At 44.5% G+C, this 26,538-nt stretch carries 23 protein-coding genes and 1 pseudogene; 8 read left to right on the top strand and 16 right to left on the bottom strand.

The features are described 5' to 3' along the window. Positions 1-74 precede the first annotated feature (74 nt). Positions 75-1,340 carry a RidA family protein gene (locus HOP38_RS04415; protein ID WP_198557518.1) on the top strand — a complete coding sequence of 422 codons (1,266 nt, stop codon included), beginning with the start codon at positions 75-77 and terminating at the stop codon, positions 1,338-1,340. Between the two features lie 92 nt (positions 1,341-1,432). On the opposite strand, the gene copI is transcribed toward HOP38_RS04415, so the two are convergent. The 7 genes from copI to HOP38_RS04380 form a co-directional block, all read right to left on the bottom strand. Beyond that, positions 1,433-2,029, bottom strand: coding sequence for a copper-resistant cuproprotein CopI (gene copI, locus HOP38_RS04410; RefSeq protein WP_198557517.1), 597 nt, complete (start codon positions 2,027-2,029; stop codon positions 1,433-1,435). 57 nt (positions 2,030-2,086) lie between these two features. Beyond that, entirely contained in the window at positions 2,087-5,209 is a 3,123-nt protein-coding gene (locus HOP38_RS04405; RefSeq protein WP_198557516.1) for an efflux RND transporter permease subunit, read from the bottom strand. Continuing rightward, a complete protein-coding gene (locus HOP38_RS04400) occupies positions 5,206-6,918 on the bottom strand; it encodes an efflux RND transporter periplasmic adaptor subunit (RefSeq protein WP_198557515.1) in 1,713 nt (570 codons plus the stop codon). Before HOP38_RS04400 ends, HOP38_RS04405 begins: the two co-directional genes overlap by 4 nt. Before the next feature lie 20 nt (positions 6,919-6,938). Next, entirely contained in the window at positions 6,939-8,321 is a 1,383-nt protein-coding gene (locus tag HOP38_RS04395) for a TolC family protein (RefSeq protein WP_198557514.1), read from the bottom strand. Between the two features lie 86 nt (positions 8,322-8,407). Further along, the gene (locus tag HOP38_RS04390; protein ID WP_096441575.1) at positions 8,408-8,797 is read right to left on the bottom strand and encodes a hypothetical protein; all 390 of its coding nucleotides are present in this window, start codon (positions 8,795-8,797) and stop codon (positions 8,408-8,410) included. Between the two features lie 77 nt (positions 8,798-8,874). Continuing rightward, entirely contained in the window at positions 8,875-9,519 is a 645-nt protein-coding gene (locus HOP38_RS04385; RefSeq protein WP_006071363.1) for a type III secretion system effector protein, read from the bottom strand. Positions 9,520-9,794: 275 nt separating this feature from the next. After that, positions 9,795-10,082: a hypothetical protein gene (locus HOP38_RS04380; RefSeq protein WP_160171230.1), complete on the bottom strand. Its 288-nt coding sequence runs from the start codon at positions 10,080-10,082 to the stop codon at positions 9,795-9,797. A 711-nt stretch (positions 10,083-10,793) separates the two neighbouring features. On the opposite strand from HOP38_RS04380, the gene HOP38_RS04375 reads away from it, so the two are divergent. Then, a protein-coding gene (locus HOP38_RS04375) for an IS3 family transposase (RefSeq protein ID WP_198557513.1) occupies positions 10,794-11,953 on the top strand; the annotation gives its coding sequence in 2 pieces (ribosomal slippage) (positions 10,794-11,061 and positions 11,061-11,953; 1,161 coding nt in all). A gap of 60 nt (positions 11,954-12,013) precedes the next feature. Here HOP38_RS04375 and HOP38_RS04370 read toward each other — a convergent pair. The 7 genes and pseudogenes from HOP38_RS04370 to HOP38_RS04340 all read right to left on the bottom strand — a co-directional run bounded on the left by HOP38_RS04370 (position 12,014) and on the right by HOP38_RS04340 (position 16,404). After that, entirely contained in the window at positions 12,014-12,946 is a 933-nt protein-coding gene (locus tag HOP38_RS04370) for a sensor domain-containing diguanylate cyclase (protein WP_198557512.1), read from the bottom strand. Then, complete coding sequence (locus HOP38_RS04365; RefSeq protein WP_198557511.1) at positions 12,939-13,088, bottom strand: hypothetical protein; 150 nt, start codon at positions 13,086-13,088, stop codon at positions 12,939-12,941. Before HOP38_RS04365 ends, HOP38_RS04370 begins: the two co-directional genes overlap by 8 nt. An 83-nt stretch (positions 13,089-13,171) precedes the next feature. Further along, positions 13,172-14,062: a transporter family protein gene (locus HOP38_RS04360; RefSeq protein ID WP_198557510.1), complete on the bottom strand. Its 891-nt coding sequence runs from the start codon at positions 14,060-14,062 to the stop codon at positions 13,172-13,174. Between the two features lie 37 nt (positions 14,063-14,099). Next, positions 14,100-14,291 (bottom strand): Sec-independent protein translocase protein TatB, encoded by a 192-nt coding sequence (gene tatB / locus HOP38_RS04355; RefSeq protein ID WP_198557508.1) that lies wholly within the window; start codon positions 14,289-14,291, stop codon positions 14,100-14,102. 35 nt (positions 14,292-14,326) lie between these two features. Beyond that, a pseudogene (gene tatA / locus HOP38_RS04350) lies at positions 14,327-14,473 on the bottom strand (twin-arginine translocase TatA/TatE family subunit); the annotation flags it as partial. A gap of 5 nt (positions 14,474-14,478) precedes the next feature. Then, complete coding sequence (tatC, locus tag HOP38_RS04345) at positions 14,479-15,228, bottom strand: twin-arginine translocase subunit TatC (RefSeq protein WP_198557503.1); 750 nt, start codon at positions 15,226-15,228, stop codon at positions 14,479-14,481. Between the two features lie 72 nt (positions 15,229-15,300). Next, positions 15,301-16,404 carry a dimethylarginine dimethylaminohydrolase family protein gene (locus tag HOP38_RS04340; RefSeq protein WP_198557499.1) on the bottom strand — a complete coding sequence of 368 codons (1,104 nt, stop codon included), beginning with the start codon at positions 16,402-16,404 and terminating at the stop codon, positions 15,301-15,303. A gap of 498 nt (positions 16,405-16,902) precedes the next feature. Here HOP38_RS04340 and HOP38_RS04335 point away from each other — a divergent pair, with 498 nt between their 5' ends. The 4 genes from HOP38_RS04335 to HOP38_RS04320 all read left to right on the top strand — a co-directional run bounded on the left by HOP38_RS04335 (position 16,903) and on the right by HOP38_RS04320 (position 20,649). Further along, positions 16,903-17,316, top strand: a complete 414-nt coding sequence (locus tag HOP38_RS04335; protein WP_198557498.1) for a hypothetical protein — start codon at positions 16,903-16,905, stop codon at positions 17,314-17,316. 201 nt (positions 17,317-17,517) lie between these two features. Then, positions 17,518-18,762, top strand: a complete 1,245-nt coding sequence (locus tag HOP38_RS04330; RefSeq protein ID WP_198557497.1) for an arginase family protein — start codon at positions 17,518-17,520, stop codon at positions 18,760-18,762. Positions 18,763-18,831: 69 nt separating this feature from the next. After that, positions 18,832-19,635 (top strand): peptidyl-prolyl cis-trans isomerase, encoded by an 804-nt coding sequence (locus HOP38_RS04325; RefSeq protein ID WP_198557495.1) that lies wholly within the window; start codon positions 18,832-18,834, stop codon positions 19,633-19,635. A 3-nt stretch (positions 19,636-19,638) separates the two neighbouring features. Next, a complete protein-coding gene (locus tag HOP38_RS04320) occupies positions 19,639-20,649 on the top strand; it encodes a HupE/UreJ family protein (protein WP_198557494.1) in 1,011 nt (336 codons plus the stop codon). A gap of 593 nt (positions 20,650-21,242) precedes the next feature. Here HOP38_RS04320 and HOP38_RS04315 read toward each other — a convergent pair. Continuing rightward, on the bottom strand, positions 21,243-22,775 hold the full coding sequence (locus HOP38_RS04315; protein WP_198557492.1) for an amidase: 1,533 nt from the start codon (positions 22,773-22,775) through the stop codon (positions 21,243-21,245). Between the two features lie 131 nt (positions 22,776-22,906). On the opposite strand from HOP38_RS04315, the gene HOP38_RS04310 reads away from it, so the two are divergent. Next, complete coding sequence (locus HOP38_RS04310) at positions 22,907-23,785, top strand: LysR family transcriptional regulator (protein ID WP_198557491.1); 879 nt, start codon at positions 22,907-22,909, stop codon at positions 23,783-23,785. A 568-nt stretch (positions 23,786-24,353) separates the two neighbouring features. Here HOP38_RS04310 and HOP38_RS04305 read toward each other — a convergent pair. Further along, positions 24,354-25,223: a LysR family transcriptional regulator gene (locus tag HOP38_RS04305; protein ID WP_198557490.1), complete on the bottom strand. Its 870-nt coding sequence runs from the start codon at positions 25,221-25,223 to the stop codon at positions 24,354-24,356. A gap of 132 nt (positions 25,224-25,355) precedes the next feature. On the opposite strand from HOP38_RS04305, the gene HOP38_RS04300 reads away from it, so the two are divergent. Further along, positions 25,356-26,426: a linear amide C-N hydrolase gene (locus HOP38_RS04300; protein ID WP_198557489.1), complete on the top strand. Its 1,071-nt coding sequence runs from the start codon at positions 25,356-25,358 to the stop codon at positions 26,424-26,426. Positions 26,427-26,538 lie beyond the last annotated feature (112 nt).

Here is a 26,538-nt window from a genome sequence, read left to right as displayed (position 1 = left end):
TAGTTTGGCTCTCTTTTTGCTTATTATTTGTTCGTTTTATCCTAACTAATAACGAAAATTGGAGATACCACTACATGGATAACCGTATCATTAAGGTTTCAAGGAATACTGAAAAAGCGCCCGTAAGCCCAATATCTACACAGTCTGTTGCCTTTTCTCACTACAATAATATTTCGGCTCAATTACCCATCGATCCTGCTACCAAGACTCTTATTGCGGGTGGTATAGAGCAGCAGGCAAAACAGTGTCTGAAAAATATCAAAATGATAGTAAACAGCATTGAGCATACGATGAGTGACGTGGTGAGGATCAACGTTTACCTGAAAAACATTACCGACCTCGACAAAGTCAATGAAGTCTATGCTTCCTTCTTTCCTCTACACCGCCCCACTTATACGTCACTTGCAGTCGCTGACTTGCCAATGAAAGGGGCGTTGGTGCAAATGGACGCTGTCATTTCAAATGGCGAAGGTACCTACCCTCAAGACCCTTGTGATTTGGTGAAATTAACTCGAAATAGCGTCAACGCGCCGATAACACCACTCTCAAGCCAGACTGTTGCGTTTTCCCACTACAATCATATTTCGGCTCAGCTGCCTATCGAACCAAAGTCGGGGAATGTAGTGACAGGCGGGATAAAAGAACAGACACAACAATGTCTACGCAATATCAAAACGATACTCGAAAGCATTGACGTGCCGATGGATGATATCGTCAAAACAAATATTCATATCACAAAGTTGGAGGATCTTGAGGCCGTTGACGAAGTGTATAAAACCTTCTTCCCAGATTCTTCCATTGCTCGTGCCGTTAATTACTTACCTGCACGCTCCAGTATGGTTGTGGAAGGCTTAGCGCTGGATGCACTCGTACAAATAGATGCGACCGTTTCTCACGGCGATGGTACACCGCCTCAATTAGTTGAAGACCGTCACGGCATCGTTATTAAGGCAACCAATACCGAAAAAGCACCGTTAAACGCCCTATCGACGCAAAGCGTGGCCTTCTCTCACTACAACAATATCTCAGCGCAACTGCCTATTGATCCTTCGATTGGTAAGATTGTTGCTTCAGGGACAAAAGAACAAGCAATGCAATGCTTCGAGAACATTAAAGCCATCGTAGAAAATATCGACCACGTGATGGATGATATTGTTAAACTCAACATTCAGCTAAAAGACATGAATGATTTGTGCGCACTAGAAGAAGTATTGAGAAGCTATTTCAGTGATTTGTTGCCAGCGTTGACCGTTATCGGCGTATCCAGTTTACCGTCTAATGCGGTAGTTCAAATAGATGCCATTATGTCGAACGCCGAAGGTACGCCACCGAACAAATAGGCTAATGGCAGCTCGCTGACAAGGTTTCCTGCTGACCTGAGTGCCCTTGAAGTTATCTTCTAGGGCACTTTTACTAACGAAACACCGATCTATTACAATGTGATGCTCTTAACCATCCCAGCTTCTGCATGGCCTGGAATGTTGCAAGCAAACTCGACTTGTTTCTCACCATGAAAATGCCATAGCAACTGTCCTGCTTTGCCTGGTTCAAGATAAACCACGTTGCCCATACCATGATGATCATGTCCCGCTGGCATCGATTTCATCATTTCACGGTGTTCCAATTGTTCTGCAATAGAACCGATAGAAAACTCATGGTCGATTTTGCCAGTGTTCATGACCACAAACTGAACGACGTCATTAGGTTCTATCTTAACATCACGCTTAAAAGTGATTTTCATGTCATCCGTTAAAATCACATGTACCACTTTATCGGGTTTCGCTCCCTTGGCAGGCATACCCACAGCAGACATCCCGTCCATGTTCATCATATTACTATGGTCCATCTTATCGTCGTCCATCTTATCGTCGTCCATCTTATCGTCGTCCATCTTAGCGTCGTCCATATTAGAATGATTCATCATGCCATGGTCCATATTGGAGTGATCCATTTTCGAATGATCCATACCTTCTGCCATCACGGCGGTTGAAGCGATGGTAAGAGCTAATGTTATCAGTGTTTTTTTCATGATTGCTTCCTTTTTAAATAAGTGATTAGCGGCCTCTTCATTAGAGGCCGCCAACGGTTATTGGTTAATTTCTTTTGATTTCCATAACTTGTAGATAGCCGGAAGGACCAGCAATGTGAGCAGTAATGCGGACGCCATGCCGCCAATCATTGGAGCGGCGATCCGTTGCATCACTTCAGAGCCAGTACCTGACCCGTACATAATTGGAATAAGACCGATGATGACTGTTAACACCGTCATCATGACGGGTCGCACACGCAGCCCTGCGCCTTCTCGGATTGCCTCGGTTAACATATCGCGCGTTAGTGGTGCTTGATTTTCTTGTGCCGCTAGTTTGCGTGCATGCCATGCTTGATTTAGGTAAACCAGCATAATGACTCCAATCTCGACCGCTACCCCAGCAAGCGCGATAAAGCCCACTCCTACAGCAATCGAGAAGTTGTACCCAAGGTATTGCATAAGCCACAAGCCACCTACCATGGCGAGCGGCAGTGTCCCCATAATGACCAGCACTTCACCGACCCTTCTAAAACTCAGGTAAAGCAGCAACATAATGATGGAGAGAGTGACAGGCACAACAACGCTCAAACGCTCTTTGGCGCGCTCCATATACTCATATTGACCAGACCACGTTAGCGAGTACCCCGCGGGTAGGGACAACCGTTCCGCCACAGTGTTTTGAGCTTCGGTGACATAAGACCCAAGATCGCGCTCAGCAATATCAACAAATACCCAGCCGTTCGGGCGAGCGTTCTCAGTCTTAATCATTGGCGGGCCATCTTCATAACGAATTTCCGCCACATCTGCTAACGCGATTCGAGCACCATTTGGAGTGACAAGAGGCAGGTTCTGTAGCTTCACCACCGAATCACGATAATCTTGTGGATAGCGAACGTTAATTGGGTATCGCTCCAACCCTTCCACTGTCTCGCCCACATTCATACCACCCACTGCCGTTGACACAACTTGCTGAACATCACTGACGTTCAGACCATAACGCGCGGCGGCGAGTCGTTTGATATCAATCGTGACATATCGTCCACCCGCTACTCTTTCGGCATATACCGACACCGTACCTTGAATCGTATTGAGGATAGGTTCGATATTGGCACCTATCTCCTCGATGACTTTGAGATCAGGTCCAGCTATCTTGATACCAATAGGCGTCTTTATCCCTGTAGCCAACATATCGATACGAGTCTTAATTGGCATTACCCACGCGTTTGTTAGCCCTGGGAACTGAACCAAATCATCAAACTCCTTACGTAGTGATTCTGTGGTAACGCCATCTCGCCACTCTGAGCGAGGCTTCAATTGGATGGTGGTCTCAATCATGGTTAAAGGGGCTGGGTCAGTGGCAGTTTCTGCACGACCAATCTTGCCCCACACAGTCTCGACTTCAGGAACGGTCTTGATCAACTTGTTGGTTTGTTGAAGCAGTTCACGTGCTTTACCAATCGAGATACCAGGATAAGTCGTTGGCATGTACATCAAATCCCCTTCATCCAAAGGCGGAATAAACTCACTACCTAACTTACTGGTCGGATAGAAAGCCGACCCCATCAAGACGATAGCCAGTACAATCATCGATTTAGGGTAACGAAGACTTAGGTTAAGCATCGGTCGATACAAGACAATCAACGCTTTGTTGACGGGATTTTTATGTTCGGGCAGCACTTTCCCACGAATAAAGTACCCCATCAGCACAGGCACCAAAGTAATGGCTAAACCCGCAGCTGCTGCCATGGCGTATGTTTTGGTATAAGCGAGTGGTGAGAACATTTTGCCTTCCTGCCCTTCAAGCGCGAACACAGGAACAAAGCTCAATGTGATAATAAGCAAAGAGAAAAACAGCGGAGCACCGACTTCTTCTGCTGCGCGTCCGATAACTTGCCAGCGGTTTTTATCGGTGAGGGGCGTTTTCTCGATATGTTTGTGAACATTTTCGATCATCACTATCGCACCATCGACCATAGCCCCAATGGCAATAGCGATCCCACCCAACGACATAATATTGGCGTTAATCCCTTGCCAGTGCATGACGATAAATGCGGACAAAATGCCAATGGGCAAACTAATAGCAATCACAAGTGAAGAACGAATGTGGAATAAGAACAGTGCACAGACTATGGCTACTACCACGAACTCTTCTGCCAACTTCTTCCATAGATTTTCAACCGCCGCATCGATGAGCGTTGAACGGTCATAAGTCGCAACAATCTCAACGCCATCAGGCAGACCGCGTTGCAGCTCTTCCAACTTTGCTTTGACATCATGAATAACCTGACTGGCGTTTTCCCCAAAACGCATAACGATAACGCCACCAACCGCTTCACCTTCACCATTAAACTCGGAAATACCACGACGCATTTGAGGCCCAAGATTGATGTCCGCGATATCCCCCAGAAATAGAGGAGTACCTTTGCTCGTCACCTTAAGAGGAAGCGCTTTGATATCCTCAATGCTACTCAAGTAACCCGTAGTGCGAACCATATGTTCAGCCTCACCGACCTCTATCACTGATGCACCAGTCTCTTGGTTACCATTTTTGATAGCCATGTTGACCTGCTGCAAGGTCAGGTCATAAGCACGTAACTTAGCAGGATCAATTTGGACCTGATACTGCTTGACCATACCGCCTACCGTCGCGACTTCCGAAACGCCAGCAACTGTCTGTAACTCATACTTTAAAAACCAGTCTTGTATACTGCGAAGTTCTGCTAGGTCATGCTGGCCTGTCTTGTCTTGTAGTACGTAGCTGTAAATCCAGCCCACCCCTGTCGCATCGGGACCCAAAGTCGGCTTTGCCTGTGCTGGTAAGTTAGGCGTAACTTGGCTTAAGTACTCTAAAACCCGCGAACGTGCCCAGTACATGTCGGTATCATCGTTGAAGATAATGTACACATACGAATCACCGAAGAAGGAGTATCCCCGCACCGTTTCTGCGCCCGGCACCGCTAACATGGCGGTCGTCAGAGGATAAGTAACCTGATCCTCAACAACCTGTGGAGCCTGTCCCGGATAACTGGTTTTGATAATCACCTGAACATCTGACAGATCAGGAATAGCGTCAACAGGTGTATTCTTCACACTGTACAAACCTGCTAACGTCAAAAAGCAGGTTGCGACCAAGACGAGAAAACGATTATTGATAGACCAACGAATAATGGCTCCAATCATGGCTGACTTCCTCCACGCTGAAGATCAATAAGCACATAGTCCGAACCCTGCTTCGTCACTAAGAAGCGCACCGTTTCGCCTTCAGAGAAGCCAGTTAAATCCACATCTCCTTGAGAAGTGAAGTTCATTTCTCCGGCTTCCCAGCCCCATTCAGCAACGGCGTTGTGACTGAGGGTTATCATGCCAAAATCAGCCATCAACATAGTGATATCCCCTTGAACCCAAACTTTCTCGACAACCCGTTTGTCACTCACTTTGAGATCGATAATGGCGTATTGCCCTGAATCGGTCTTTGCCATTTCAAACTCAACCTGTTGACCCGATTGCAAGGTGTTAAGGTTGACATCCTTGTCCACCGTGAAATCCATAGTCATCCCCGGCCAATCCCACTCTGGTACGGGTTGGTGATTAATGGTCAACATATTGTGTCCTGTCATCACACTTGTGATTTCACCTTGCGCCCACACAGTCTCCGCTGGCGGTTCTACACCGTTGATTCGTGACAAATCCGCACTTTGGCTTGACTCCGAATCCAACATAAATTGCGCAGAGGTCACCACCTTGTCACTTGTGGTCAATCCCGCTAACACCTCAACTCGGTCACGGGCCTCTCGTCCAATGTCGATACGTGCCGAGCGGTATTTACCGCCTCCTTCGGATAACACCACGCGAGTCATCCCTCCAGAGCGAATCACGCTTGAACGAGGTATAGTGAGCACCGCTTGCTCCGTCTTGGGTTGCAGCGCAATGTTGGCAAACATATTTGGCTTCAATTGATGATCTGGGTTAGCAAACTTGAGTCTTACTCTTAGCGTTCTCGTTGCTGGGTCGAGAATCGGATAAACATAGTCAATTTCTCCTTGCCATTCCCTGCCTGATAGCGCGTCTAATGTCATCGTTGCTTGGCTACCCGCTTTGATCCATTCCGCTTGGCGTTCGAACACTTCAGCATCGACCCAAACTTCATCAATTGGCCCCGCGCTGATAACCGATTGAGCTGGGGACAAATAGCCACCTTCTCGGATATTCAATGTAGCCACCACACCATTGCCCAATGCCTTGATATCAATGGTCTGAGACGCTTTGCCTTGCTTGACTATCTGGTTAATTTGAGCTCGGTCTACACCCAGGGAAATTAAACGCTCCGTGGCGCCTTTAACCAAACTACTGCGTCCTGTGCGATGGGCATTAAGTAACTCTTCCTGCGCTTTGACCAGCTCTGGTGAATAAAGCTTGAATAACACATCTCCTTTGTTAACACGCTCTCCCACAGCGTTGATATAGAGCTTTTCGACCCAGCCCGCAACGCGCACATTGGTTTGCCACAAACGACTTTCATCAAAAGCGATATAGCCGACTGTCTCGATACGCGGCGATAGCTTCGCTAGCTTTACCGGTTCTGTTTTTACTCCTAAATTGTTCTCCACCGCCGGGTTGATGTTGACCGTTCCTGGTTTTTCATTACCACCGTTAAGGTCATCGGCGTACACTGGGATAAGGTCCATTCCCATTGGGGATTTACCTGGTTGATCGCGTTGATAGTTTGGGTCCATCGGTGCTACCCAGTACAGCGGCTCTTTTGCTCCCTTTGTACTGGCATTTTCATCGGACGCCTCCGCCATGTTATGACCTCCGACATAAGGAGCGACTAGCACACCAATTCCAGCGCCAACCGCTAAGGCCAATAGCGCAACATTCAATGTCTTCATCTTTGTTTACCTTCTCAGAATTATTGTTGTTTTGATGGCACTGAAAGCACCGGAGTTGAGGCTTGATAATCAAAACCACCCAGAAAATAGGACAGGTCGCTATTGACCAAGCTAAGATCTGTTTCCAACCTCAGCGCCTCTAGCTCTATTGCCAGTTCGTCTCTAGAGGCGGTGATCACATCACTAAATTGCGCAGTGCTGTTTTCATAACCTCTTTCTACCGCTTTGGTGCGAGCTTTAGCCTGAGAGAGGAGACTTTGACGATAACGTTCAAGACGTTCGGTGAGGTTTTGCCTATCCATTGTCAGTGCACTGACTTTGGCGTACATCTGAGAAAGCAATGCATCCTTATTAGATTTGGAGGCGACCACTTGATACTCGGCAGCGGCATGATTTTTATCCTGACGATTACCAGTGAACAGAGGAATATCCATCGTGACATAAGCGCTCACTAAATCTGGCGCTGGCTCACCGCGCATATTGTTAGCTTGTCGATGGGCATACATCGCTTCAACGCCAAACTGCGGTTTGTACGCTTCTTCTGCAATGGCGACTTGGGTTTCACTTGCAGCTATTTCGATATCCGCCATGCGAGCCATAGGGTGCTGATTAAGAATGGCGTAGTAGTCCGAACGACTGTGCTCTAATAAACGACCTTCCAATCTCTGCCAGTCTGAAGTCGTGGTCGCCTTAAGAGTCGGCGAATTAGACAACCATTGAGCACCTAACCATTCGGAGAGCTGAGCAATCAGGCGATTTTGCATTTGACGGTTGGCCTGCAACTTTTCATCCAGCTTACTGACCTGCAACTGAGCCTGAATCAGATCTTGAGATTCACTGTTGCCTATGGCGTAGTTAGTTTGGATAAAGCGAACCATTTCTCGCATTAGCTCCTGACTTTCCAGCAGCACACGCTCTGACTGTTGCTGAAATCCCAGCTCATACCACAGCTTTGAGATACTGTTTGCTATCTCAAGCTCACGTGTCTGTACTTGAAATTCAATACCATCAGCTTGCTTTTGCGTTTTTTGGTTTTGCAGGGCTAACGTCGACCCTCGTCCAAACTGTTGCATCAAACCCACTGACACGTTTGTCATGGGATCTTGGTCGAATTGAAAGCTGTCCGTTGGTAGACCGCCAACGCCAACTTTTATTACTGGATCTTTCAGCGTAGCGCTAGCAATCCCAGACTGCCTTAACGATTCTGATTGAGCGTAGAAGCGAACTCTACTTGCATCATTGGCGACCGACAATTCGATCAGCTGTTGCAGCGTCACTGAACCAAGCTGTTCCTCGCTTGGGTTATTAACTTGCATCGTGGCGACATTGTCTGCCAAAGCAGACATCGGCATCCACAAGGCGGCGCTCACGGTAAGCGCAACCAAAGTAATAGATTTGTTCACGATAGTATCCAATCTGCGCGCTTAAATAATAAGCACGATTAAAAAGCTTCTTAGAGCTCTAAGAAGGGCTAAAAAATTAGATTGGATTACGCTCTAGGGGGTCGATCGAGACCATTTGCTCGATAAATAGGACTAAACGCAAGTTCGAGCGTTCTTTTGGAGAAGAGATAATGATGAATACCGTGCATTAAGTCTGCACTGATAACCCCAACACCGTTCGCACACGTTGCGCTACAGCAATTATGCTTTGATTCGCCACCACACTCACTGACGGCGGTTTGCTTAGAAACATTATGATGGGAGTTTGTGGAAGAATCGACACTAGCAGTACAATCTACCATTGCACCATGTTGAGAAGACAAAACAATATCATTAGAAAAAGCCATCGTTGGTGCACTAACGGCTAACGTTGATGCTAATAGCGCAACAATCGTCAGTAACGACATCCAACGTTTTCTAATAACACTAAAGCGCATAACAAGCCTTCTACGAAAAATCTTCTTGAGTGTAGACCCTCCCCTAAGGGGAAGGTCAATAAAACTGTGAAGAAAATTTAGAAATATCGCTGTCTTTTCGCTAAGCCAAATTGAGCTCTAAATACGTTTTCGCTCATTGGGTTATTTTCATATTTTCCGAGCCCAGTCGTCCATAACTCTTCGTCCCGACCATCCATTTTAATACCTTGAAGACAATGTAAAGAATGAATCAGCTCGTGAGCTAGTACCACATAAGGCTCTGCCTTCTCACCTCTTCGGGTTACAACCTGAACGTTGGTAAAACGCATATGACATACGGAACCCGTGGCGTTGGTGGCAGATTTTTGATCTAAAGCGGAATTGTGGCTGCCTCCAGAGATCCAGAATGGACATCCTTGAGGTGCGTGTTTGGCGAGGTTTGAAGGTGTCATGCCTGTCAGCTTTTGGCTGTAATCTTGTGCGTATTCAATCTCAAGGTTGTAGCCACTTTGGGTAAAGTGAAGGTGTGTCGGAACACACATTACATTCACACCTCGAGGAAAAGAACCACGAAAAGCAGGTGTCGCCGCTTGAATCGATGAAAGTAATGATTTTCCTGCTGAAACCTGCTTTAGCTTGCGAAGGTTCTCTTCCATAATCACTCTGAAGTAAGGGTTCTTACTTGGGTCATATTGCACTGCGAATCCAGGAAAAGCGGGAAGGAGTTGAGTAATTTCTGCCATAATTCACCTCTCACTTTGCAGCTTGCGTCTAGTACCATAACGTCCGTGTCTAGAGTGTCATCTGCTCAGCTGATAAAGTTATGTGGTTGTAGCCACGATGAATTTTGAGTCTAGCCTTAATTTAAACAGGCATTGGCAAATAAAAATGAAGTTGGAGGGGGCTCACTATTTGGCGTGGTTTTATTGAAGATGTCATCAATGAAAAGGCAAACAAAATACCCAATATGCGCGAATACGTTCTTTTTGTAACGCTGGGTTAAAAACGCTTCCTGTGACTATTTAACCAAATAGAGCAGTGTCGAACTAACCTGAGGGATTTCTGAACTAGGGTCTTCCCTGCAAGATTGGTGGCAGGTATCACAAGCACTTCCATCAGCAGGGCACTTTTGTCTCATGACGATGTCATCTAACGCCCTGATACCCTGACGAGAGTTCAATTCAATGCTCCGAAAAATCTGGCATTGTGCTTCGTCAGCCGAATCAACTAACCCCAAAATAGAAACACCTTCCTGCTTTGCGATCACCAATAACTCTTCTATTTTACGTCTCAGCTCTGCACTCATCATCTACCTCATAATACTCTAGATAATTGGTTCACTCTCCTTGGACATAACGCATGCTTCCCTACCAGCGATCGAGTTCACTCTAACTGACAGTTATATAATCAAACTACTACGTTAATGAGTTGTTATACAATGGCAGTTTACAAAGCCATACATTATTGTCGCATTAGCGTAGAAGCTCTAAATAGAGCACCACAAAGAGGTTAACAATATGGATTTGATAGTAAAATGAGCGTCTAAATACAGCTATAAAGTAACCCCTGAATCGATTCAGTTTGTGGTTTTGTAATGTATTGTATTTGTGGGGTGTAAATCACTTAAACATCAGCGATTTTAAGCTTATGAACAATGCGTATTTGGAGAAGTTTTGTTCTACAGGTATAAATCTAGATATGATTTGCATGCGCTAGATGGTGATGCTTGCACCATAAGCCTGCATAACTTGAACCCACTTTCAATGAGTTAAATCGTAATTTGCACCATAAGTTCGCATAAGCTTGCATCAAAAGTCTGCAAATTTGAAATACTCCTAAAACTTGACGTAGTAAATTTACAAAAATATCGCTAATAAGCTCAAAAGACTTAGCAAGGACACATACCGTAAGCATGTACGTAACAAACTCTTGGACATAAATGTGTTACACTGTAGTGGTTTAATGATCCCGGACATCAAATTAGGTGGTAAAGTCTCCACCATAAACGAGGTGTTCAATGACAAAACGACAACGACGTACATTTTCTTCTGAGTTCAAAGTAGATGCCGCAAGCTTAGTTCTTGATCAAGATTACTCAATATCTGAGGCGGCACGCTCTCTAGACATCGGTGATACAGCCTTACGACGCTGGGTCGATCAACTAAAGATTGAGCGTGGCGGAGAAACGCCAACGGTTAAAGCTCTGACACCAGAACAGCAGAAGATCCAAGAGTTAGAAGCTAGGATTAGTCGCTTAGAAAGAGAAAAATCCATACTAAAAAAAGCTACAGCTCTCTTAATGTCGGACGAACTAGAACGTTCTCGCTAATTGACCAGTTGAGGGAGCATGAACCGGTCAAAGTTCTTTGTGAGCTGTTCGATGTCGCGTCTTCCTGCTACTACGAGTTTAAACAACGAAAGCCGGATGCCAATCGCATTCGGTTAGCCAGCCGAGTTAAACAGCTCTTTAACATGAGTCGTGGTGCTGCTGGTAGTCGGACTCTTGCTTCTATGCTGCAGTCTGAGGGCTTCGATGTCGGACGCTTCAAAGTACGCAAGCTCATGCAAGAAGCCGAGCTGATAAGCAAACAACCAGGTTCGCATCGCTATAAGCAGGCTAAGCTAGAGCGACCAGATATCCCCAATATGTTGAAGCGTGAGTTCTCCGTTTCCACTCCAAATGAAGTTTGGTGTGGCGATATTACTTACATCTGGTCCGGTTCAAAGTGGAGTTATCTGGCTGTTGTACTCGATTTATTTAGCCGCCGTGTAGTGGGTTGGGCACTATCAGACAAACCCAATGCAGAGTTGACCTGCAAAGCCTTGGATATGGCTTGGGAACAACGAGGCCGACCTAGCGACGTGATGTTCCACTCAGACCAAGGAAGCCAATATAGCAGTCTAAAATACCGTCAAAGGCTTTGGCGATATCGCATAACTCAGAGCATGAGTCGTCGCGGTAACTGCTGGGATAATGCTCCTATGGAGAGGCTATTTAGAAGCTTAAAGACCGAATGGATACCAGCAACAGGGTACCTTACCCAAACTCAGGCAAAGAGGGATATCAGTTATTACTTGATGGATTACTACAATAGGCAACGGCGTCATCAAGCAAATGATGGGCTGTCGCCAGTTACTGCCGAAGATCGGCTTAAGTTAGTGTCCGGAATTTGTTGACCACTACACACATTGTACTAAATTAGATAACGGTGGATTAGCTAAGGTATTGATAAAAACCTATGAGACAATCATATTTTTCCCTCGTTTTTTAGCGGTGTAGAGTGTCAGGTCACAATCCCTTAAAAAGTCGCGATAAGAGTTCGACTCATTAGGTTGAATAGAGCTTACACCGATGCTCACGCTAAAGCAGTGGGCGCTATTCACGCTGTCTGTACTGTTGCAAAGTAGTTCTATATTACTGATGAGTGCTTTCCCTATGTTGGTCGCGATATCCAAGTTTGCTCCGTCAATTACCACGACAAACTCATCCCCTCCAATTCGAGCACATATATCTTCCTCTCTGGTTACCCGTTTGAGCTCTTCTGCCAGCTTGACTAGTACCTCATCACCAACTTGATGGCCAAATTTGTCATTGATTACTTTGAAGTCATCGATATCAATGAGCAGCATGCCTAAGACTCTTCTTTGCTTGATTGCAGAATCCCACAGTTGCTTGATTCTTAGATCGTAGTGCCTTCGGTTCGCTATTTGCGTGAGTTCATCTTTGTGAGCAAGTCTAAGTAATTCTTCTTCAGCTAGCTTTCTTGACGTGATATCACAATGTGAAATTACGGCGAACACATTATCATTCACAGCAAAGTGGGCTGCGCGGATTAAGTACCACCCCATATTGTGGGAGTAATAACGTCGATATTCATAACTAAACACCTTGATTTGAGATGTGATAACTTGTTTTAGGCCATCTAAGACCTTAAGAGCATCATCGCCATAGTCCAATGCCGCCTCTTCGCAGTACTCGATGTAATTTAACCCAAACCAGTTGAAAGCATTGTCCAGTTCCGTATCAAAGTTATTCCAGCTTGTGTTGGCAAAAATAATCAGACCTGTTTCATCTATAATCGCTATCTGTTTGTCTAGGCTATTAAATGCACTAAGAAATAATTGATGCGATACGTCACTAGCGCTTAGTTTATTTGTGGCATTAACCATCCTTAGTGCTGCCTTTATTATCATTCGTATCAACATTCATTTCGATTAATGCACCGATAATCAATATGGTGTAGACAACATAAACAGTTATCTCAAAATCAAGCATCGCTTGAGCTGCCAATAAGGCTTCGTTATTCAACATAATTACATTCCTCATAAAAACAATAGAATGAGCAGAGCCACAGCTAGCTTTGCTATATCTGCTCGAATTGGTTCAAAAAGTGATTAAAACTTGTGGGTCAGCGAAACAAATGCGCGCGTGCCATACATATGATTGCTGCGACTTGGTTCAGAAAAAACTCGGATTGACATAGTGCTTTTCAGCAGCGATATAGGCGTTGTGAACTCAGCACCTATGCCCGTTAAGTTGGCATAACCACTGCCCATGATTAGTGAGCCCTCAGGAGTAAATTGAGTGCCTTTATCTCTATTTAGGTGGGCCACATGGTAACCGTAGGCTCCCAATGTACGACCACTTTCAAACTTATAGACGGCTGAACCCTCAAAGTACCCAATATTGCCCGGTTGCCAACTTTGGTTTTGACGCAGATCTTTCGTTCTGTGCTCGATTGAGACGGAACCATTTAATTGCCATTGTTCATTGATGTTGTACGTTAAATTGGAATTCAAAATGTGAACATCATAGGTTTTGTCAGTGGATGTACTCGCAAGACTGCTTCCAAGACGAAAGGTATAACCGGCGGCAATATGGACATCATCACCCAAAGTCCAGTTTAGTCGGATCGGCGTCAGCCACGGACTCCGTGACACACCGGATTGAACACCGCTATGGTCATAATACAGACCACCAATCACGGCGGTTGCCCCAAAACTGTAAAAGCCTCCCAAGACTTTCTTATCTGTGTAGTAGCTCAAATGTGGTAAGAGCACGTCAACAGATGTGTATTTAGGACTAGCATGATCGGTGCCGTGCTCATTAACACCCTGAAGGCGATAATGGCCATAAGTGACGACGCCAAGTAGGCCTTTTCCAGGATAAACGCCAGCGTTTGCAGTAGCGTTGAACCCTGGTTGATTTGCAGTACCCTCAACATTGGCGTGCACAGTAGCGCCACTCATAGCAATGGCAAGAGTGGAGAATATTTTCAGTTTCATTAAAATTACCTGATGAGAGCCATCCGTGGCGACGTGACTATTTTTTCCGTGCTTTATCTTTGACTTCTATTTCCGCTTCTAATTGATTGGAAATATCCGTCGCCAGCGCTCTCGATTTTTTAATAAGACGTGATACGCTTCTAACCGCTAATTTCATTTCTTGGGGGCCTAATACCACCAAGCCGACGATAGCAATTAGCATCATTTCGACCATACCAATATCAAACATAGAACCACCTATAATTTCGGTAATTCATCTTTTCCTGATGATTCATCGTCTGACATTGCCTTTTTAAACCCTTTAATAGATTCACCCACATCGCCACCAATAGTTTTTAAACGTTTAGTGCCAAATATAAGTGCGATAATGACTGCGATGATCGCGAGTTGCCAAATAGAAATACCTGCCATTATGATTATCTCTCTGTGTAAAGTGTGGAGTCATTGTGATTACAATGAGGTTCATAGAAGCGCGCGACTAATAAACTGGCTTCAAATAAGAGCCAAATAGGGATGGCCAAAAGTGTCTGCGAAAACATATCGGGCGGTGTTAATATCATTCCGATAACAAATGCGCCAACAATGACATGCGCTCGCTTTTGACGTAGCTCGAGATGTGACGACATTCCCGTAACACAGACTAATACTGTTGCGACCGGCATCTGAAAAGCTAACCCAAATGCCAGAAATATCTTCAGAACAAAACTCAGATAACTATCGATATCAGTAGCTATGTTGACACCCTCCAATGCCACGGAGCTGAAGAAGGAAAAAGCGATGGGTAGTACGACAAGAAAAGCAAATGAAACACCGCCATAGAACAAGACGGAAGAGCTCATCACTAGAGGCAACACAGCCTTCTTTTCATGTTGATAAAGACCCGGAGCAACAAAACGCCAAATCGTGAGAAGTAAATAAGGCACTGCTAAGAATACTGACACATAAAGCGTAAGCTTGAGTGGAGTAAAAAAAGGTGAAACCACTTGTGTCGCAATCATACTTGCACCGCTAGGTAAGGTTTCTATAAGCGGTGCTGAAACAAGCTCGTAGATATCACCAGCGAAGTAAACCAGAGTTAAGAATACCAATAACACCGATTTTAGTGCTTTTAACAACACGGCTTTTAATTCATTTAAGTGACTTAAAATACTCAGTTTCTCTGACATAACGCTTCTCTTAGTTAGCCCTGCGCCTCTCTCAGTTGGCCGAGAAGTTTTCTCGGCCAACACCAAGCTTAATTATGCTTTGCGTTTCAGTGGGTGAGTTGAGCAGCGAGGGCCGCCACCGAACATTGAGGTCGTTGCATACGGCAGAGTAATGCACTCTACGCCATGCTTTTCTAGCTCAGCGATAAGTCTTGTGTGCTCAGCGCCAATAATCGGTTTGTTCGGCGCTAAGTTGACACTGTTAGCGCCCATTGCTTTGCACTCTTTCTCGGTTACATCAATCCACGTCCAATCTTGCATGAATGCAGGGAATGCCGCCTTGCCACCTTTTACGCCGTCAAGATTACAAGCGGCTAGACCCGGACGAGGTGTCATGAATACGCAATCGAGGTGGATGAATTTACGGCTCAACTCGATGGTGTGAACACGGTAGCCTTTCGGTTCTAGGCGGTTACGCAGCCACTCAATACCCGCATAACTAGAGCCGATGCCCGCGTGACCCACTAGAATGTCTTTGTCCAGAATGAAAACATCGCCACCCTCTAGGTACGGAATCGTTTCATCGGATTGATCCACATGAATAGAAGGACGTGGCATTGCTAGATGATATTGACCATTTTCCTCTGCGTGTTTCGTGATATCTCGGTACATAAGTTCATGACTCTTACGACGGCATTGAATACGGCAGTAGGTGTCGATGATTTCGTCTTCGATAACTAGCGTGTTGTCACGCTCATACATTGCGCATTGACCCATACGTTCGCCACGGCATAGCTCATCGCTTGGTTGCTCAGGACGAATGACCTCTACTCCATGCTTTTCGAATAGCTCAGCCAAAGCATTCATTTCTTTTTGAGTTTGTTTATGGGTCTCTGGTTGTAGGTCTTCTAAATAGTTGCCTGCTCGCTCGCGCATTTCTACTTTGATTTCTTCATCAAGACCTTGGTAGTTCTCAAGTGGCCAGTCAACCTCTGGCATCAGGAAGCGGTCTGGGTGGCCTACCAGAACTGATTCCATCTGGTCCCATTCGTTATATACCCCAACACCGTTCTTATCGCGTAGCGTTGGAGTTACCGCTTGTGCTACCGCAACTGGGGCTACCGCCGCCACCGCGCCTACTGCTGCTGTTGCGCCTGTCATTTTGAAGAAACTTCTGCGAGATACGTTATTAGTCATGTCATTTACCTAAATTAGTGATTTTGACAATCCATTGGTTGTTTACCATTCCGTTGGCTTGTAAAAACGGTAACAACCTAACTAAAAACGCAATAGATAGTATCCATCAGGCAAGCTGATGCTTGGAGGTGATTTTGATGCCCGCTGTCATCAACTATCAATTTGCTTGTTAGGAGAAGACTGAAATTGCTCTGAGCTAACGGCTAATTAAATGGAATAGTGACAGAAAATTTTTAACTTTTTCCCTACTCAGGTGAGAAACCAACTTTCTGAAGCAACAATCAAAACTTAGCTTTATACTAAAGTGCTTTAAAAGGTCTATTCTTTCGTTAAAAATCAGCAGATAATTTGAGTGTTAACTATTTTGTCTGCGCGTTAACGTATGAAGTTTCCCGATGGTTTCTATTTGGAAAGCAAAAAGAAAGTTAAATATCTTAAATGCGCGGCGACCGCCTTTACCTGTTAACGTTTTGAATAATTGAGGATATGGAGATATTGATGTCGAACTATACCTATTGGTCAGATAGTAAATACTGCAGTGCTCTTAGAAATGGTGCAGACACCACGGTATGCATAGAGTTGATAAAAGAGATTGTTATCGAAAACAAAGAGTGCTTCGAAGGTCTGCCTTATCAGTTGGCCTTGGATGGAACCCTTGACGATGCGATTCAAATATCAAAAAGGGAAATTGAAGATTTCGGCGAACCGATGGCAATGCATAGAGAAAGCGATCGTACTACGACAAAAAAACTGGTTTTACAGTTTGTAGCTAAAAGTGTTCGACTATACAACGGGCAGCCAAACTCAATCATCAATTGCGCCTTAGGCTCAATCGTTGAAGCTATGTACGACCTTGGCCATTACACGTTTGATGAGGCAGAAGCCATACTGGCTAAAAGCTTTGCCAAGTAACCAGATACAACCATAACTACTTAACTCCTTGAGTGAGATGTTCTAACGACTCTTATAGCTTTCTAATTTCTTTCAGATATTTACGTGTAATCTTTCTCTACGTGTGCCGGAAAGCCTAGCTACGCTAGGCTTTCCGGTAATTGCGCTTTCTTCATTTCATTCTACGCTTAAAAGTGTTCGCTGTGGGTTGAGGAGAGAGTTGTGAACACTGTATCAAAACTAGTTTTAACCAGTTCATTATGCTGTTTTGCGTCCGGCTTAGCTTTTGCCGAAAATGCAAACGTTACAGACAATATCCCTTATGAGTGGGCGCCTTGGAAAGATCCAAACGACGAAAGTAAGCTCAACTTAGCCGAGGATAAGGATGTATTATTCCAAAGGCGTAACCTCTCCGAAGATCCCAAAAATGCTCCCGGATTATATTACCCAAACCGATATGAATTCGGTCCAATGTGGAGTTCCATACCAACGTTTCTCGGTGCGCCACTAGCTCGTACCCCAGAAGACCTAAAGGCAGGCAATGTAGACGTTGCCCTCATAGGGTTGATTGTGGGCGACCAAATGATCCCTGGAGGGCGTTATGCCGCAATGAGGATGAGGTCGCTTGTGGATTACCTCTCTTATCCTTATCAAGGGGAGGATCAAGCTATAGGAGTTGATCTAGCCAACCTCGTTGTCGCTGATTACGGAAATGTCGCCGCTAACTGGATGGCTGATAACCAAATCAACCTTGATGAGATTCATAGAGTTGTTGGCAGCGCATTAAATGTGGATGTAGTTCCAATAGGTATCGGTGGCACCCACATCCAGAGCTACGCCTTTATGACCGCACTTGCCCAAAAGTACGGCAAAGGTGAAGTATTGGTCGTCCACATTGACGCCCACTATGATGCCTATAAGGCAGGAGCCGGACGATATGTTCATAATGGCTCGTTTTTCAAAATGGCTGTAGAAAAAGGGCTAATAAACGGAAGTGATTTGATTCAAGTGGGACTTCGAGGCTCAACTCCGGGGGTAGAAACACTCAATTGGATGAGAAAACACAAGATCAAGTTCCACTTTCAATCTGAAATAGAGAAAGACGGTTGGGACGCTGTACTTGCAAAGGTCTTGGCAGAAGCCAAAGGAAGAAAAGTTTACATTACCTTTGATATGGACGGCGTAGATCCGGCTTATGCTCCAGGTGTTGGTACCGCAGAGCCCGATGGATTGACGGCTGGTCAAGCACTGCAACTAATGAGAGCACTGGGAATTCAGAATGAGATCGTCGCAGCAGAGTTTAATGAGTACAACCCACTGTTGGACGACCTTCATAATCACACCGGCATATTAATGGATCGCCTGATTCGCTCTTTACTGGCGGGGATGCAAGGTCGAAAAGAAGGAATAACAGATCCTATGTATTACCAACCAGAGCGGATTAGCCACGATAGTCCAATAAAGTAAGTTGAACTGACGGAATAGCTAAACTAGACCGGATTGGTTTAGCTATTCATTTCGAGGATTAAGTAGTAAATGGAATTTAAATCAACAATATGGCGCGAACCCTTAATTCACTTTCTGCTCATAGGAGCCCTGATTTTTGCCATAGATAGGTTTTTAGTACCAGAGCAAAAAGAGCTGATTATTGTCGACCAAGACAGTATCGAATTCCTGATTGAAAAACGTCAGAATCTGGAGTTAAACACTCTGTCGGAGCTAGAAATTGACAACCTAATCGCCGCTTATATTGACGATGAAATTTTGTATAGAGAGGCATACAGGCGCGGCTTGAACGTCGGCGATTCAAGAATGCGTCACAACATGATTCTAAAAATGAGGGGCTTATTGATATCGGAAGTTGCTCTACCTACAAATGAGCAGCTTCAAACCTACTACAAAGCAAATCTAGCAAAATATACCACCCCAGAACTGTTAGAGACTCAGCACCTTTTTTTCTCTGATCAAAGTCGAGTACCGAAGTCGTTATTAGCTGCACTTCAAAGTCATCAAGAAGTCCCCATTAAAGGAGACTTTCACCGCCCATCTCTAGGGCAAGAAACGTTGCAAGGAACGAAAGGAGAACTAACGGATCTATTTGGGTTTGACGCGGCAAAAGCTCTAGTAGAAACACAGTCGGATGATTGGATGGGACCGTTTGTTTCTAATCAAGGTATTCATTTTGTTCGAAAGCTACGAAGTATCCCCCCTGAGACAGCTCCTTACGAGGATATTGAGGGTTACCTGAGAATGGATTGGGAACTAACCGAGGCACGCAAGCTTATTCAGTTAGAGTTGGCAAATGTGCGTAACAATTATGAAATAGTGATAGAGCGGTAGTTAATGAGCAAAGGATTAGCGTTAAAGTGCTTGCTTGCAGTGTTGGTGCTGTTTTGGGGTAATCCGCTGCTTGCTCATGATATTGGAATATCCAAAACAGAGTTAAGAGAGAGCGGTAACTATTCCTATACAGTCAAAGTGCAAGCTGGACCGACAGTATCAAATGTCTTCTCACGTCCAATTCTTCCTGATGATTTTGAATTTGTAACATTACCTAACGGTAGCCAGCTGCAAGGTTGGAAAGTGTTCGAGTTCACCGGAGAACGCCCACTTCGAGCAGGGGATGAGCTTTTATTGCCATGGAACAGAGATGGCATAATGCTAAAAGTGTATTGGAGAGATGGCAGTGTCGCCGACAAGCTTATTAGGAATGAGTCTGGCGTGATCACTCTTTCAATGGACCAGTTGAAAGCAGGCTCTGGTTCTTTTCTAGACGCAGCGAAGAGATATTTCCTATTGGGGTTTGAGCATATTTTGCTCGGCATTGACCATCTTATGTTTGTTCTAGGGTTGCTTTGGATCGTGAAAGGGAATCTGAACCTTGTAAAAACGATTACTGCTTTTACTATTGCACACAGTATAACGCTTGGGTTGGCAACATTTGATTTACTAGTGCTCCCATCTAGCCCAGTTGAGGCGTGTATTGCATTAAGTATCGTCTTTCTAGCCGTAGAAATTGTTCGTGCTCACAGAGGACATGTGGGGCTGACTTATCGTCGTCCTTGGCTCGTCGCGTTTGCTTTCGGTTTACTTCATGGACTCGGTTTTGCAGGGGCTCTCGCTGAGATAGGTTTACCTGACAATGAAGTGCCGGTAGCACTTTTGTTTTTCAACTTAGGTGTAGAAGCTGGTCAACTTTCGTTTGTCGCCGTTATGCTTATTTTGGCATACAACATACGCGCCATTGGCGTTAAGTTGCGTAGAGTAACAGCAAGTATTCCTGTCTATTTCTTGGGAGGGATTGCATCCTATTGGCTATTTACGCGCCTGAGTTTACTTGGCACTGTAGGATGAAAACAGAATCATTTAATTAGCTCAGTATTCAGACAATGAAAAAGGACTTTCTACCATGTCTAGCTTCAATCGATGTTTGCTAACTCTACCTGGTAGTAAAAATCTATCTGCATTATACAAAAGCAAGTTTAATACGAGATAAGTTATTGGTGTAACTAAATGATTTTTCTTTTGGGTTAAGATAAAGCTCACACCCATTAGTTAAATTAATGACATCCAAAATGGCTCCAACACGTTATGGGGCAGTTCTGAGTTACGACATGCCAACTGTCTCGATTCCAGCCTGACATGGGACAATTTGTCCCACTCAGCAAGTTTTTGGACATTTCTGTGTCAGTGATTCCACTAATTTAGATATGTACGAATTACTTCGATTAACGCAAATCGTGCCATAGTCACTTATGTGGACTCCCTATTTGCAATCACAATTATGTGGACGATATTTATGGTTCTTCTATTCCTGTGGGATTACTAACAAATTCTGGAAACGATTTAGGAATGGTATGTTATCAACATGGTCAATTAAATATAGCTCCGGTAAATTAAAAAAGCCTCGCTACCATTGGCGAGGCTCTGAATAAATTTAACTAGTTTTACTTAACGCCTTTTGGCATAAGATCCTTAGTAAAGAACTTAGGTGCACCTTTACTGTATGCGCCAGCAACTTTAACAACAGTTGCGGTGTCAGCTGGCTTACCCACGATTTGTAGACCAAATGGCACGCCATCCGGGCTAACACCTGCAGGTACGCTTGCTGCTGGCAACCAACCTAGTAGGTTGAACGGCAATGTATACATCATGCCAACAGCTTTGTCGTATGTATGACCATCTTCCTGAATTGGTTCACCTACAATGTAGTCGTAATCTGCGGGTACAGTTACAGTCGGCATAGTTGGTGCAATGACTAGGTCATAACCTTTCGCGTAAATTTCTTCAGAAAGTTTAGTCCACATGCGAAGCACTTCAGCTTCTGTTTTCGCTTGTGCACGGCCATCATAATCTTCACGGTGACTGATTGCTTTACCGATCAATTTACCCGCGTAAGGCGTCATTTTGTCAAGGTGCTCACCGTAAGCATCCATCATTGGCGCGCCCATTGCGCCAGAGAATGCAAGGTTAGAAATCGCTTCAAGTAGACCCATTTGCATCTCGAAATCGAAATCGACAACATCAACAGTAGCGCCTTGCTTGCGAAGCACTTCCATCGCATCTTGCATACCGTCTGCAACATAATCTGCCATTGGGCTGGTACCCATGTCGCCAATATAAGCGATCTTCATGCCATCCAAAGATTCAATTTCTTTTGATAGATCTGGTTGTTCACCGATGGTTGGTACCGACATTTGCGCATCTTGACCAGACATAGCGTTGTACATCATAACCAGATCTTCAAAGCTACGTGTAATTGGGCCGCTGCCTGAAAAGTAAGAATATAGCATTGTGGTTGGTACGGTGTATGCCGCTGGCTTCAGGCCATAAAGGCCGTTGAATGAAGATGGAATACGTATAGAACCACCCATATCAGAGCCTGTTGCCATAGTTGCGTAGCCTGCCGCTAACGCAGCGCCAGAACCACCTGAAGAACCGCCTACCGCGAATTCTGGGTTCCAAGGGTTACGAGTTGTGCCCCAAGCAAGAGTGCTTGTTACCCAACTGAAGTAGAATTCAGGCACTGTCGTTTGAATAACGGCAATTGCACCTTCTTCATTTAGCTTAGATACCATAGGATCCGCATATGGCATTGGCTCGTCATTCATGTGGATATTAGATCCATAAGTTACTTTCCAGCCTTTATCGAAGTGCTCATCTTTAACCGCGTAGGTTACGCCTTCTAGTGCACGGTATGTGCCTTCTTCATAGCGAGTAGTCGCTTCTTTTGCAGCCGCTAGAGCGCTATCCCAGTGATCGTAAGTTACGGCATTAACAACTTTATTGGTTGCTTCATACTGAGCTTTTTGAGCTTCAACAACATCAACAGGCGTGATAATACCGCTCTTAAATAATTCAATTTGAGTATTCGCTGGCATATAAGCCAATTCTTCTTGCGAAAATTTTGCAGCAAATGAGTGGCTACTAATAAGCACTAAAGCTACAGGTGTAAGTTTTAACTTAGAAGTTAGTTTCATGTGGTTCTCCGGCGATTAGAGTTTAAGTGCTCTCTATCTTGATGACGACATATTGAATTAACTTACCTTTAGTTGCCATACACTCAAGAATAGGTTAAACCTATCCTTAAACAGACTTGTGAAAATAATTTATGGCAACTTCAATTGAACAACTTAGCGCTTTTGTAACAACTATTGATAAGGGCGGATTTAAAGCAGCAAGCCGAACCTTAGGAAAACATGCAGTGACGATCAGTGGATTAGTTTCGAATTTGGAAAGTGTGGTCGGTTTCGAGCTTTTCATCAGAAAGCCCCGATCATTAGAGCTAACAGAGAAGGGAAAAGAGCTTTACGACCATGCGCGCTCGGTCTTAAGAGAGCTAGAGCACTTTGATGCGAAAGCAATTAGTTTGCTGGAAAATGAGCCAAGTCGGATTACCATTGCGATCGATACTGCGCTACGAGGTGCGGCGTTAACACACATTTATAAGCAGTTATTTCATCGTTTCCCTACCCTTGAAGTTAAGATACTCAGTGGGGACCCTCTTCTCGTTCGAAGCTGGGTACTCACCGGACAGGCAGATATTGGCTTTAGCATTGGTACGTTTTCTATACCTCACGAACTCTCTTCAGCTAGAGCATATAGCTTTCAAATAGCAAATATTGCTTCTCGGGATCTTAACTTAGCTGACAAGCAGCTAAGCATGCATCAAGTACGGGGGTTAAGACAAGTTTCCGTAAACTTCCTTAAAGATCTGGACCTAAGTGATGGTCACAACTTTAGTAATAAGGTCATATATAGCAATAACCTACATGAGATGCTTGAACTGGTGAAATACTGTTCATGCTGGGCGATTGTACCGTTGTATTTATGTGGTGAAGCACTTAAGAACGGTGAGATTGATAGATTTGAATTGGAGGTCAAAGATACCGCTCATTGGTATACCGACCTGATTTGGAGAACTGAAACACCTGTCAATTCGGCGATGCAGTTTTTTATTGATGAGGTACTAAAACTAGAGAACCGATAATTCTTAGAACGTTACTCTTTGATGGGTCGGAGTCTCTTATCATTAGTTTTAATGTGTCAAAAAAGTGCAATGTCATTACTTGGCTAACCCTAGCCAGCAAACTTTGGGGCACTTCTGAGTTACAAAGTGCCAAGTATGAAGGTTCTGGACATTTTCGTGTTTGGGATTTTCAGGTTTAGTAAGCTTTCGAATAAGCTTAGGTAGGATAACGCCGCATTAATTAGCTATCTTTTTTTAAAGTGTGCATAAAGCTTAAAATAATAGCGAGTGAAGATACAATTGTCGTAATCGTACCTGGTACAAAGTTCACATAGCCACCAAATTCCAAGAAGTTTGGTTCCATTGATGATGGCGGACGCGATTGGTAGCGGCGCATGACAAGCACTCGGCTTGGCATCATTTGGCGGTATTGTTACTGCGACTTTCCTCGGTTGTATCGCTGCATGGATCTTCTTCGCGGTCTTCCAGTCGATTCGAGAGCGTTTTGAGTCGCCACAGCTGGAGGCATGCTCGTAGTAGTATCCACTAGTAAAGAAACAATGAACGCCGCCTGATATTCAAGCGGCGTTTATTTATCTGCTATTTGTCCAAATTCCTTATAAAAGCGTTCCCCAACTGGATCCAGTATTGCATCGGTTAACTTAATTAGGTTGGTATACCAAAGAGCCGGTTTTTGTTCTGCTAATTCTAATTGCTTTACTCTTTTCTCTTGAATAGCTTTTTCTGCTAGATACTCAGGGACAACAGCATAACCAATGCCTTTTTCCACAAGATCAATCATTTGACGACCATCGTTACATTCTAATGTTCGATAACTCACAATATGAGCATCTTCCATACCTAGCTCTATAAAGAAGCTATAACACAACTGCAATTCACTACGCAGAGCCGCGAGAGACGTATAGTTATCTGCATTCCAACTCAGAGGAACAATGACAGCAATTTTAAAGCTGTAAGCACGTTGAACATCCAACCCTGCAAGGTTAGTGTGGGTTGCGAGTGATATCCCGAAATCTGCTCGTCCACTCAATACCCACGTTCGCACTTGTAACGTGTCTCCACTGAGCAGTCTTATTTTTACACTCGGATACTGTGTGCTAACGGTTTGAATACTTTGAAGCACCTTATCGTCTGCTACGCTGCTGTCTATTGCTAGGGTCAACTTACCTTTAATTCCTTGCTGTAAAGAATCTGCTTTACTTTGGAACATATCTGCTTCACGAAGTACCGCTTTAGCTTCGTTATAGAGCTCTTGTCCTTTATCTGTAATGACCAATGAGCGAGGTAGGCGTTCGAACAAATCAAAGCCAACGATATCTTCTAATGTTGCCACTAATGTGCTGATGGTCGAGCTATGTTTGCCGAGAGATCTTGCCGCAGGCTTAAAGCCATTGTGTTCTACCGTCGCGACAAAAGCATCAAGTTGGTCAAGTGTCATGCTAGCCTCATTTTCAATTAAGGGCGGAGTATTTCCGCTCTTAGTATAGTGGATAGGCAACTATCATGTTAGCCAAAATAACCTCATCGGCAAACTGATGCCCAAACAAACAACGCTCGATGAGGTTTCCCTATGAAAAACTTTAAACTTAACAAATTCGCAATCGCTACCGTCGCGGTACTCTCTATTGCTACGCTGGGCAATGTTGCCAACGCTTGCTCTCGCTTTACTCTAGATACACCGCATGGTGTTTCAACTGTTCGTTCTTTAGATTGGGGAGATCAGTTGGGCAACGTGGCGCAAGTTAACCCAGTAGACGTTAAAAACACATCAGAAACGCCAAACTACAAAAATGCAATGAGCTGGACAACTAAATACCATGCAATTTCTCAGATGGAGTGGGATGTGTTCCATGGTGTTGCATCAGATGCAATTAACTCAGAAGGCCTAGCAGCATCGTTACTGTACATGGCTGATTCACAAGAGTTCATTAAAGACTACGAAGATACTGGCGCACCAGCTGTGAGCTTCCTAGATGTGATTCGTTACATCACTGAGACATACTCCACGACGGAAGAAGCTGTTCAAGCATTTAACAACAACGAGTGGCAAATCGCTTGGGCTGACGGTCTTCACGGTGCTTTGCATGGTCTACATATCTCTATACAAGATAAAACGGGCGATATTGCACTTATGCAGCTGAACGAAGGCGGTAAGATGGTAGTGCACCGTGGTGACACATCAAGTGACCTGCGTGTGATGGCGAATGCTCCTCTCCAGCAAGATCACAGAGAATATGTCGCTAAAGTAGACCTTAGTGACTTGAAAGCGAAAGATATTCCAAGCTCAATTAGCTCTGCTGACCGTAATCTTCGTGGTTTGTTTAATACACAACACGTTACGTTTAAAGAAGATGCATCATGGGCTCAAACGCGAGGCAAATTGCTGAGCACATACAATGCCGGTAACTTGGTACCACAAGACCTTGTTGACCCAGTAAATGGTGAGACATACGCAACTTGGACTCAGTTTACTTACAACCACGAAAATGGTGATTTCTTGTTCAGCAACTACGATACTCGCACACAGATCGGTTACAACTTTGCCGATACATTAGAGTTTACGACTCCGATGTGTGCAGACGTTGTTGAGCAAGCAAACAATGGTGAACGAGAAGTAACTTGGGGTAAGTGCGAGGGCTAATTCGTTCAATGTCCCAAAACATCTTATTGTAGTCATTCAGCCTAGCTTTCGAGCTAGGCTGAATAGTTTTCTGACATTGGTAACCATCATCAGTAAACACACTTTTGGACAG

Origin of the sequence: Vibrio mediterranei, from assembly GCF_013364395.1 — a bacterium.
Taxonomy (GTDB): domain Bacteria; phylum Pseudomonadota; class Gammaproteobacteria; order Enterobacterales; family Vibrionaceae; genus Vibrio; species Vibrio mediterranei.
Note: the sequence above shows the minus strand (reverse complement) of the source record. Positions and strands in the feature narration are given on the sequence as shown.

Coding starts and splice junctions, on each gene's coding strand:
- HOP38_RS04415 (WP_198557518.1), top strand. CDS start 75: ATGGATAACCGTATCATTAAGGTTTCAAGGAATACTGAAAAAGCGCCC.
- copI (WP_198557517.1), bottom strand. CDS start 2,029: ATGAAAAAAACACTGATAACATTAGCTCTTACCATCGCTTCAACCGCC.
- HOP38_RS04405 (WP_198557516.1), bottom strand. CDS start 5,209: ATGATTGGAGCCATTATTCGTTGGTCTATCAATAATCGTTTTCTCGTC.
- HOP38_RS04400 (WP_198557515.1), bottom strand. CDS start 6,918: ATGAAGACATTGAATGTTGCGCTATTGGCCTTAGCGGTTGGCGCTGGA.
- HOP38_RS04390 (WP_096441575.1), bottom strand. CDS start 8,797: ATGCGCTTTAGTGTTATTAGAAAACGTTGGATGTCGTTACTGACGATT.
- HOP38_RS04385 (WP_006071363.1), bottom strand. CDS start 9,519: ATGGCAGAAATTACTCAACTCCTTCCCGCTTTTCCTGGATTCGCAGTG.
- HOP38_RS04380 (WP_160171230.1), bottom strand. CDS start 10,082: ATGAGTGCAGAGCTGAGACGTAAAATAGAAGAGTTATTGGTGATCGCA.
- HOP38_RS04370 (WP_198557512.1), bottom strand. CDS start 12,946: ATGGTTAATGCCACAAATAAACTAAGCGCTAGTGACGTATCGCATCAA.
- HOP38_RS04365 (WP_198557511.1), bottom strand. CDS start 13,088: ATGTTGAATAACGAAGCCTTATTGGCAGCTCAAGCGATGCTTGATTTT.
- HOP38_RS04360 (WP_198557510.1), bottom strand. CDS start 14,062: ATGAAACTGAAAATATTCTCCACTCTTGCCATTGCTATGAGTGGCGCT.
- tatB (WP_198557508.1), bottom strand. CDS start 14,291: ATGTTTGATATTGGTATGGTCGAAATGATGCTAATTGCTATCGTCGGC.
- tatC (WP_198557503.1), bottom strand. CDS start 15,228: ATGTCAGAGAAACTGAGTATTTTAAGTCACTTAAATGAATTAAAAGCC.
- HOP38_RS04340 (WP_198557499.1), bottom strand. CDS start 16,404: ATGACTAATAACGTATCTCGCAGAAGTTTCTTCAAAATGACAGGCGCA.
- HOP38_RS04335 (WP_198557498.1), top strand. CDS start 16,903: ATGTCGAACTATACCTATTGGTCAGATAGTAAATACTGCAGTGCTCTT.
- HOP38_RS04325 (WP_198557495.1), top strand. CDS start 18,832: ATGGAATTTAAATCAACAATATGGCGCGAACCCTTAATTCACTTTCTG.
- HOP38_RS04320 (WP_198557494.1), top strand. CDS start 19,639: ATGAGCAAAGGATTAGCGTTAAAGTGCTTGCTTGCAGTGTTGGTGCTG.
- HOP38_RS04315 (WP_198557492.1), bottom strand. CDS start 22,775: ATGAAACTAACTTCTAAGTTAAAACTTACACCTGTAGCTTTAGTGCTT.
- HOP38_RS04310 (WP_198557491.1), top strand. CDS start 22,907: ATGGCAACTTCAATTGAACAACTTAGCGCTTTTGTAACAACTATTGAT.
- HOP38_RS04305 (WP_198557490.1), bottom strand. CDS start 25,223: ATGACACTTGACCAACTTGATGCTTTTGTCGCGACGGTAGAACACAAT.
- HOP38_RS04300 (WP_198557489.1), top strand. CDS start 25,356: ATGAAAAACTTTAAACTTAACAAATTCGCAATCGCTACCGTCGCGGTA.